9 protein-coding genes and 1 pseudogene are annotated in these 8804 nt (G+C 68.8%); 6 read left to right on the plus strand and 4 right to left on the minus strand.

Annotated elements, in window-relative coordinates; all coding sequences use genetic code 11:
* Positions 1 to 146 (minus strand): annotated as a pseudogene (locus Q0588_RS15755) (deoxyguanosinetriphosphate triphosphohydrolase); the annotation flags it as partial.
* Positions 147 to 206: 60 nt separating this feature from the next.
* Here Q0588_RS15755 and erpA point away from each other — a divergent pair.
* The 6 genes from erpA (at position 207) to Q0588_RS15775 (ending at position 4519) form a co-directional block, all read left to right on the plus strand.
* Positions 207 to 584, plus strand: coding sequence for an iron-sulfur cluster insertion protein ErpA (erpA, locus tag Q0588_RS15760; RefSeq protein ID WP_298748180.1), 378 nt, complete (start codon positions 207 to 209; stop codon positions 582 to 584).
* A 1042-nt stretch (positions 585 to 1626) separates the two neighbouring features.
* Positions 1627 to 2802 carry a 23S rRNA (adenine(2503)-C(2))-methyltransferase RlmN gene (gene rlmN, locus Q0588_RS15765; RefSeq protein WP_298748185.1) on the plus strand — a complete coding sequence of 392 codons (1176 nt, stop codon included), beginning with the start codon at positions 1627 to 1629 and terminating at the stop codon, positions 2800 to 2802.
* A gap of 88 nt (positions 2803 to 2890) precedes the next feature.
* On the plus strand, positions 2891 to 3334 hold the full coding sequence (locus Q0588_RS15770) for a DUF350 domain-containing protein (RefSeq protein ID WP_298748188.1): 444 nt from the start codon (positions 2891 to 2893) through the stop codon (positions 3332 to 3334).
* Positions 3335 to 3430: 96 nt separating this feature from the next.
* Entirely contained in the window at positions 3431 to 3592 is a 162-nt protein-coding gene (locus tag Q0588_RS16075) for a hypothetical protein (protein ID WP_366873039.1), read from the plus strand.
* Complete coding sequence (locus tag Q0588_RS16080; RefSeq protein WP_366873041.1) at positions 3549 to 3683, plus strand: hypothetical protein; 135 nt, start codon at positions 3549 to 3551, stop codon at positions 3681 to 3683. The genes Q0588_RS16075 and Q0588_RS16080 overlap by 44 nt, the downstream gene beginning before the upstream one ends.
* Positions 3684 to 3697: 14 nt before the next feature.
* Positions 3698 to 4519: a serine protease gene (locus Q0588_RS15775; protein WP_298748190.1), complete on the plus strand. Its 822-nt coding sequence runs from the start codon at positions 3698 to 3700 to the stop codon at positions 4517 to 4519.
* A gap of 12 nt (positions 4520 to 4531) precedes the next feature.
* On the opposite strand, the gene Q0588_RS15780 is transcribed toward Q0588_RS15775, so the two are convergent.
* The 3 genes from Q0588_RS15780 to Q0588_RS15790 form a co-directional block, all read right to left on the minus strand.
* Entirely contained in the window at positions 4532 to 5419 is an 888-nt protein-coding gene (locus Q0588_RS15780) for a hydrogen peroxide-inducible genes activator (protein ID WP_298748196.1), read from the minus strand.
* A 293-nt stretch (positions 5420 to 5712) separates the two neighbouring features.
* Positions 5713 to 7962, minus strand: a complete 2250-nt coding sequence (gene katG / locus Q0588_RS15785; RefSeq protein ID WP_298748192.1) for a catalase/peroxidase HPI — start codon at positions 7960 to 7962, stop codon at positions 5713 to 5715.
* Positions 7963 to 8143: 181 nt separating this feature from the next.
* On the minus strand, positions 8144 to 8659 hold the full coding sequence (locus Q0588_RS15790; protein WP_298748194.1) for a hypothetical protein: 516 nt from the start codon (positions 8657 to 8659) through the stop codon (positions 8144 to 8146).
* Positions 8660 to 8804: the final 145 nt, after the last annotated feature.

Genomic DNA, 8804 nt, shown 5'->3' on the forward strand with positions numbered 1-8804 from the left:
TTCAGGCGGCGGAAGGCGGTGGCGTGGATGATCCGGTCGCGGTCGCGGGCGTAGGCGTTGCGGGTGCGGCTGATCGGTTCGGGCGTCAGCCGGCCGCGGCTGTGCTCGGGATATTCGGCATAGGCGGCCCGTTCGGGGATCAACACGGCGGCTCATTCGCGGACCGGGCCTTTGCGATCGCCCGTCCGCGCCTCATATAGAGCCCCGTGAGCACCGTCCAATCCAGCCCCGCCTTCCGGATTTCGCCCCACGCCGGCGGCCACGGCCTGACCCTGTCCGAAAGCGCCGCCGCCCGCCTGGCGACGCTGGCCGGGGCCGAGGACCGGCCGGTCCTGCTCCGCGTCGCCGTCGACGGCGGCGGCTGCTCCGGCTTCCAGTACCGTTTCGAACTGGTCGAGACGGCCGAGCCCGACGACCTGCGCATCGAGGCCGCCGGCCAGGCCGCCCTCGTCGACCCGGTCTCCCTGCCCTTCCTCAAGGGCTCCGAAATCGCCTTCGTCGACGACCTCGCCGGCGCCCAGTTCGTGGTCCGCAACCCGAACGCGGCCTCCAGCTGCGGCTGCGGGGTGAGTTTCTCGATCTGAGGCAGCGTCCGCTGAGGGTGGAAGCGGACCTTCTCGGTTGGTCTAATCGGGATCGTATAGCGTGCGCACATAAGCGATCTTGTCTAAATCGCAGGAGCCCGAGGTTACCCGCCCCGCATATCCGCCAAAGCGGCAAATGAGTTTCCCGTCCGCGGAGAACAGGCTGTGCTCGTCGCCAGTGTCGTACCGGTTTGTCGCAACGGTATGATAGGCGGGTTGTCCTCCATAGGTGACCTGCTCAATCACGGGCGGAAACCGGCCACCGTCCGAAACCTGTTGCCGCAACCATGCTGGGATAGAGGCGTCCGGAGGTGGGGCGGACCCGTTCTCGCAAGCGGATGTCGCCAACGATGCGACCACTGCCAGAATAAAAGGCCTGAACACTCTCATCCTATCCCTCCCGCTCTCCGAACACTCTGGCCTAAGCCTATCTGGCCCCTACGGCAAAGTTAGCTGGAAAGGTCGCAAAGAGTTCGGTAGCGGAAGCAGCACTCCCACCTGCAGCCTCCCCCTCCTTTCGTCATCCTCCGGCAAGCGGCATAGCCGCGCAGACCGGGGGACCCAGCGGCGCGCGCGAGCGCGAAGGTGTCGGGAGCGCCGCGGCCCACGACAGTCTGCCTGAACAGATCGCCTTCGGCGCCGCTGGGTCCCCCGGTCTCGCTGCGCTCGCCGGAGGATGACGAAAGCAGGGTTTGCTGCGCTGCAAATCCGTCGCCAACCATCATGCTTTCAGCAGACAACCGCTTGTTTTCATGGGCGACAGCCTCTCCCCCAGCGTCATGAACCCGCCGGAGGAGACAGCGGGCGTATAATGCCGGTGTTTCTGCGTCGCGTTCTTTGACAACCGAATCCCGAACCGCCGCCACAGGCGCCTTCTCCTGACGAGGATGTAGACTCTGCCGACTCTGCCACCATGTTTTTCCACCGCGACCCTGCCGACTCTGCCGACTCTGACACGGCGTTTTTTCAGTCGGCGTCCTCGCCTTAAAACCAGCCCGATCTGTGGTATAAGCCGCGCCTCCCGCCACCCAAGGATGCCGCCTTGAGCCTCACGCTCGACCTTTCGCGCACGTCAGCGGCCGTTCCCTCGGCCCCCGTCAACCTGTCCGGCCTGACGCGCGCGGGCCTGCGTCAGGCGCTGATCGACGCGGACGTCTGCGCGCCCGAAAAGGCCAGGATGCGGGCCAGCCAGATCTGGGGCTGGATCCATCACTACGGCGTCACCGACTTCGCGGCGATGACCAATGTGGCGAAGGACATGCAGGCCAGGCTGGCCGCCGCCTTCACCCTCGCCCGCCCCGAGATCGTCGAGCGCCGGGCCTCGGGCGACGGCACGATCAAATGGCTGATCCGCACCGCCCCCGGCATCGAGATCGAGACCGTCTACATCCCCGACGTCGGCCGCGCCGGGGCCCTGTGCGTGTCGTCGCAGGTCGGCTGCACCCTGAACTGCACCTTCTGCCACACCGGCACCCAGAAGCTGGTCCGCAACCTGACCGCCGCCGAGATCGTGGCCCAGGTCCAGGTGGCCCGCGACGACCTCGGCGAATGGCCTTCGCCCAAGGAGGACCGCCGCCTGTCCAACATCGTCTTCATGGGCATGGGCGAGCCGCTCTACAATCTCGACCATGTCGCCGACGCCATCGACATCATCTCCGACAATGAGGGCATCGCCCTGTCGCGGCGGCGGATCACCGTCTCGACCTCCGGCGTCGTGCCCCAGCTCGACGTGCTGGGAACCCGCACCCAGGCCATGCTGGCGATCAGCCTGCACGCCACCAACGACGCCCTGCGCGACGTGCTGGTGCCGCTGAACAAGAAGTACGACCTCGCCCGGCTGATGGCCGGCATCCGGGCCTATCCCGGCCTGTCCAACGCCCGCCGGGTGACCTTCGAATACGTCATGCTGAAGGGCGTCAACGACAGCCCCGACGAGGCCCGCGCCCTGCTGAAGCTGATCGAGGGCATTCCGGCCAAGGTCAATCTGATCCCGTTCAATCCGTGGCCCGGCACGGCCTACGAATGTTCGGACTGGAAGACCATCGAGCGCTTCGCGGCCATCCTCAACAAGGCTGGCTACGCCTCGCCGATCCGCACCCCGCGCGGCCGCGACATCCTCGCCGCCTGCGGCCAGCTCAAGTCCGAGAGCGAAAAGGTTCGCGCCAGCGTCCGCCGCGCCGGGCAGGCCGCCGCCGCCGGGGCGGTGGAGGCGGCGTAACAATTCCTCACCAGGTGTGGCGCTGACGCGCTTGCGGATTGGGGCCGCAATGGGGCACAGCCTTGCTGTGTCAGCCGCCCGGACCGCCATGGATTCCCCGTCTCTCTCCACCGTGCTCGAAAGCCCCGAGGTCCAGGCCTTCGCCACCGGCTTTCCGACCACGGTGCTGCATCTGGCGGTGACGCTCGGCCTGCTCGTCGCCGGCGCCGTGATCTACGCCCTGCTGACGCCGTGGAAGGAGATCGCCCTGATCCGCGACGGCAACGCCGCCGCCTCGGTGGCCTTCGCCGGCGTCCTGGTCGGGCTGGCGATCCCGCTGGCGGTCAGCCTCAGCGTCTCCACCTCGGTGCGCGACATCCTGATCTGGGGCGTGGCCACGGTGGTGCTGCAGCTGCTGGTCTTCCGCGTCGTCGATCTGCTGCTGACCGGCCTGCCCCAGCGCATCAGCGAGGGCGAGACCTCGGCCGCCGTCCTGCTGGTCGGCGCCAAGCTGGCCACCGCGGTGATCCTCGCCGCCGCCCTGACCGGGTAGGTTCGAGGTTCTGGGGGCCAGGTTCCGGGGATGATTCCCGGGAGGATGCCGATGACGGTTCGATCTTACCGGGACCTCACGGTCTGGAGGAAGGCGATGAGGGTGGCGGTGACCGTCTATCGATTGACGCGACGGTTCCCGAAGCACGAGGAGTACCGGATTTCGGGCCAGATGGACGGCCAGAGGATCGCTGGCCGAGCTCGAGACCTTCCTGATTCTCGCTTCCGAACTCGAGCTCGCGCCGCGGGCCGAAGTTGACGCCGTCTTGACTCAAGCTGAAGAGGTCGGCCGGATGTTGACGGCTTTGAGGAGGCGGTTGGTGTCTCCTCCCCTAGAACCTGGCCCCTAGAACCTGGAACCTGCATGCGTCCGCCCGACTGGGTGATCTACACCCTCGTCCTCGCCGCCCTGATCGGCCTGTCGCTGGGTCAGCGCGAGAACGCCGACGCGCCGCCCGCCCCGCCGCCCCCGGACGAGATGGAAGGGGCCCTGCTCGGGCCGGTCACCCCGTTCGATCCCGCCGTCACCGTCCATGCGCCGGACATTCCGTTCCAGCCCGCCTCGGGCACGGCCTTCTCCATCGCCCGCGAGGGCCGCTGGGTCACCGCCCGCCACGTCGTCGAGGGCTGCCGCCGTCCGGCCATCATGGTCGGGGGCGGCCGCGCCGTCGCCGCCGACGTCCGCCTCGCGCCGCGCGCCGACATCGCCGTGCTGCAGACCGCCGGCGGCCCCGCCGCCGTTCCGCTCGCCTCGGGGGAGGTCCTGCGCCGCGGCCAGCGCGCCTTCCACCCCGGCTTTCCGCAGGGCCGCGCCGGCGAGGTCACGTCGCGCCTGCTGGGCCGCGAGACCCTGCGGGTGCGCGGACGCGGCCAGCGCGACGAGCCGGTGCTGGCCTGGGCCGAGGTCGGGCGCACCGACCGGCTGGACGGCGCCCTCGCCGGCCTGTCCGGCGCGCCGGCGCTCGACCGCCAGGGCCGCGCCGTCGGCGTGACCATCGCCGAGAGTCCGCGCCGCGGCCGCATCTACACCACCGCGCCCGACACCTTCGCGCCGGCGGTCCGCGGCCTGCAGAAGGCCGATGAGCCGCTGACCGGCCGCACCGTCACCATCGACAACTACGGCCTGGTCGCCGACGACCTGCGCCGCGACCTCCGGGTGGCCCAGGTGGTCTGCCTGTCGAGCTGAACCGGCGCCCGGTCAGTCGATCCGCAGCGCCTCGGCCAGCAGCTTCGCCTCGGCGGCGCGGCTGGAGCCGGCGCGCCAGGCCACGACGATCTCGCGCCGCGGGGCCTTGGCGGCGATCGAGCGGACGACCACGCCGGGCATGTCGGCCAGGCCGGCCCGCACCGCCATCTCGGGCAGGAAGCTGACCCCGAGCCCGGATGAGACCATCTGCACCAAGGTGTGCAGCGAGGTGGCGGCGAACACGTCCTCGCCCTTGGGCGGATCGATGTCGAAGGCGGCCAGGGCCTGGTCGCGCAGGCAGTGGCCGTCCTCGAGCAGGATCAGGTCCTCGGCCTTGAGGGAGCCGGGCGGGATCGGGCCGGGCCCGGCCAGGGCGTGGCCGGCCGGGGCGGCGGCGAGAATCTCGTCGTCGCCGATGCGGGCATGGTCGACCCCGGGGGCCGTATAGGGCAGGGCGATCACCGCCGCGTCGAGATGCCCGGCCCTGAGGCCCGCCACCAGCCGCGGCGTGAGGTCCTCGCGGATGAACAGGCGCAGGGCCGGATAGGCCGCCTTCAGCCCCGGCAGCTTGGCCGGCAGCAGGAAGGGCGCGACCGTGGGGATCACCCCCAGCCGGAACCGGCCCGACAGCGGCTTGCCGGCGTTCCTCGCCGCCTCGACCAGGTCCTCGGTCCGGGCCAGCACGTCCTCGGCCCGCCGCACCGCCTCGGCCCCGACGGCGGTCAGCTGCACATTGCCGCGGGTACGCTCGACGACCGGGGCCCCGAGAATCTTCTCCAGCTCCTGCACCCCGGCCGACAGGGCCGGCTGACTGACATGGGCGGCCTCGGCCGCGCGGCTGAACGAGGCGTGCTCGGCCAGGAGCTTGAGATACAGGAGCTGACGCAGGGTCGGGAGCATGGCCGACATATAGGCGTCCGCTATCGCTTTGGCCAAAGGCAATCAGACGACCTTATGGAGGTGGCGGCGGCGGGTTCATCACAACGGGCACAACGGAAGTCACGACGGACACAACGGGGTCCGGGGAAATGGCCCAGGCACTCATCCAGGGCTTTGATCAATCAAGGCGGCGAAGCCGCGATTTCATCACCCCTCAAGAAACCGGTCTTGAGGAAAGATCACCGTTCCCGTCGTGCCCGTTGTGACTTCCGTTGTGACCGTCGTGATGAACCTTTCAGCCACCAAGCCCTGTCTCAGGCGGCCGCCGCGCCGAACTCCTCCTTCAAGGTCAGGTCATAGCGGTCGGCGTTCATGACCTTGGTCCAGGCCTTGACGAAGTCGCGGACGAATTTCTCTCCGGCGTCGGCCGAGGCGTAGACCTCCGCCAGCGCCCGCAGCTGGGAGTTGGAGCCGAACACCAGATCGGTGCGCGTCGCCGTCCAGCGCGGCTCGCCGGTGAGGCGGTCCGAGCCGATGAAGGTCTCGTCGCCGCTGTCATCGACCTGTTTCCAACCCGTCCGCATATCCAGAAGATTGACGAAGAAGTCGTTGGTCAGCTGGCCCGGCCGATCCGTGAACACCCCATGCTTCGACCCGCCGTGGTTGGCGCCCAGCACCCGCAGGCCGCCGACCAGAACCGTCATCTCCGGCGCCGTCAGGCCCAGCAGCTGGGCCCGGTCGATCAGCAGCTCCTCGGTCGGGACGTTGTACCGGACCTGCAGATAGTTGCGGAAACCGTCGACCTTCGGCTCCAGCACGGCGAAGCCCTCGACGTCGGTCTGCTCCTGACTGGCGTCGGTGCGGCCCGGGGTGAAGGGAACCTCGACCGCATGGCCGCCGGCCCTGGCCGCCTTCTCGATGCCGACCGAGCCGCCCAGAACGATGAGGTCGGCGATGGAGACGATGCGTTCGCCGTCGAAATCGCCCTTGATGGCCTCATAGACCTCCAGCACATGGGCCAGCTTTCCGGGCTGGTTGACGTCCCACGACCGCTGGGGCTCCAGCCGCAGCCGGCCGCCGTTGGCGCCCCCGCGGTGGTCCGACCCGCGATAGGTCGCCGCCGCCGCCCAGGCCGTCGTGACCAGATCGGCCACCGTCAGGGTCGAGGCCGCGATCTGCTCCTTCAGCGCGCTGATGTCGGCGGCGGTGAGGTCCGGACCCACCCGCGCCGGGATCGGGTCCTGCCAGATCAGATCTTCAGCCGGCACTTCCGGTCCGAGGTAGCGGACCTTCGGCCCCATGTCGCGGTGGCACAGCTTGAACCAGGCGCGGGCGAAGGCGTCGGCGAAATAGGCCGGGTCGGCGCGGAATTTCTCCATCACCTTGCGGTACTCGGGGTCGAATTTCATCGCCATGTCGGCGGTGGTCATCATCGTCGGGACCTTCTTGCCCGGCGTGTGGGCTGCGGGGGCCAGGGTCTCGGGCGGATCGCCGACCGGATGCCACTGTTTGGCCCCGGCCGGGCTGCGCGTCAGCTCGTACTCGTGGTCCAGCAGCATGTTGAAATAGTCCATGTCCCAGGTGGTCGGCGTGGGCGTCCAGGCGCCCTCGATGCCCGAGGTGATGGTGTGGTCGCCCATGCCGCTCTCGTGGCCGGAGATCCAGCCGAGGCCCTGCTGGGCGATGTCCGCCCCTTCCGGGCTGACGCCGACCTTCTTGGCGTCGCCGGCGCCGTGGGCCTTGCCGAAGGTGTGGCCGCCCGCTGTCAGGGCCACCGTCTCCTCGTCGTTCATCCCCATGCGGGCGAAGGTCTCGCGGATGTCGCGCGCCGACTGCAGGGCGTCCGGCACGCCGCCCGGCCCTTCCGGGTTCACATAGATCAGCCCCATCTGGATCGCCGCCAGCGGGCTCTCCAGCGCCATCCCCTTGTCCGGCTGGATGCGGGTCTCATTGCCCTCCTCGCCGACCCACTTCTCCTCGGTGCCCCAGTAGACGTCCTTCTCGGGCTCCCAGACATCGGCCCGGCCGCCGCCGAAGCCGAACACCGGCCCGCCCATGCTCTCGATGGCCACGTTTCCGGCCAGGATCATCAGATCGGCCCACGACAGGCTGGCCCCGTATTTCTGCTTGATCGGCCACAGCAGGCGCCGCGCCTTGTCGAGGTTGCCGTTGTCCGGCCAGCTGTTCAGAGGGGCGAACCGCTGCTGCCCCGCGCCCGCGCCGCCGCGACCGTCGCCGGTGCGATAGGTGCCGGCCGAATGCCAGGCCATGCGGATGAAGAAGGGGCCGTAGTGGCCATAGTCCGCCGGCCACCACGGCTGGCTGTCGGTCATCAGCGCGGTCAGGTCCCGCTTGACCGCCGCATAGTCGAGCGCCTTGAACGCCTTGGCATAGTTGAAGTCGTCGCCCATCGGATCGCCGGTCCGGCCCTGCTGATGCAGGATGTCGACGGCCAGATGGTTCGGCCACCAGTCGCGGTTGGTTCGCCCCAGCAGCGACCGCAGCGCGGCCTTTTCCTTCTTCGGATCGTTGAGGGGCGTGGGGCCGCCGGCGTTGCCGTCCATGATGTCCTCCTGCGTCTGGCGCGATTGGCGCAAGCCTAGACGGGTCGATGATCTAAGGACAATCGATAAACTCTGTGGTCAGGAACAGGAAAATCTATGGCTCGGGTGCGACGGGATCTTCTCCAGACCCGGTGGTGCGGCCCAGGCCATGGCGGGCAGGGGCTCGCCCGGGTGAAGGCCTTCATCCGGCCTGGGGCCGTCGGACCGGAACCAGAGCGACCCGGCCTGCGGAGGATTGGCCCCGCTCAGCCGAGGGGCATATTCGTTTCCACGTCGCCGCCGCGCTGGCCGGTGTTTCCCCGGCCAGCCACCGCTCCAAAACGCCGGCGACCTGAGTCACAATCGCGAGCAGGCCGAACCCCAACTGGGCGCTGGCTTCACCGCGAGGTGTTCCCCCGGGCACCAGGAGCGCGAACAGGTGCGTTGCGACGGTCAGCAGGAGACAGGCGGAAACCGCGATCGGCCACCAACGCTCATGGCGCAGCGCCAACCAGACGAAGGCGGCGAAGGACGCGAGATCAACCAGAGCAACACCCCACCGCAGATCACCGAGCCGGAGGTCGTTGAGTGGCATCTGGAACATCCAGGCGACCAGCCAGAACACGGCACCCATTCGCTCCGGATGACCACCCCTGACCCAGATGAGCGCCACTCCGACCAGGCTGACGATGAGATACAGTGCGACAAAGGGCGTCACGGTGCCCCCGTCGGGATTGGAGGTCCAACGGGACCCATCGAGTCCCGCGCCCTGTCGTCACTGATGCGCCGGGCATGGGTTTGGGTCGAGATCAGGTAGCTGATAGACAGCGCCGCAACCCGGGAACTTTCCGGACGACCGCCTC

The organism is uncultured Brevundimonas sp., from assembly GCF_937870815.1.
Taxonomy (GTDB): Bacteria; Pseudomonadota; Alphaproteobacteria; order Caulobacterales; family Caulobacteraceae; genus Brevundimonas.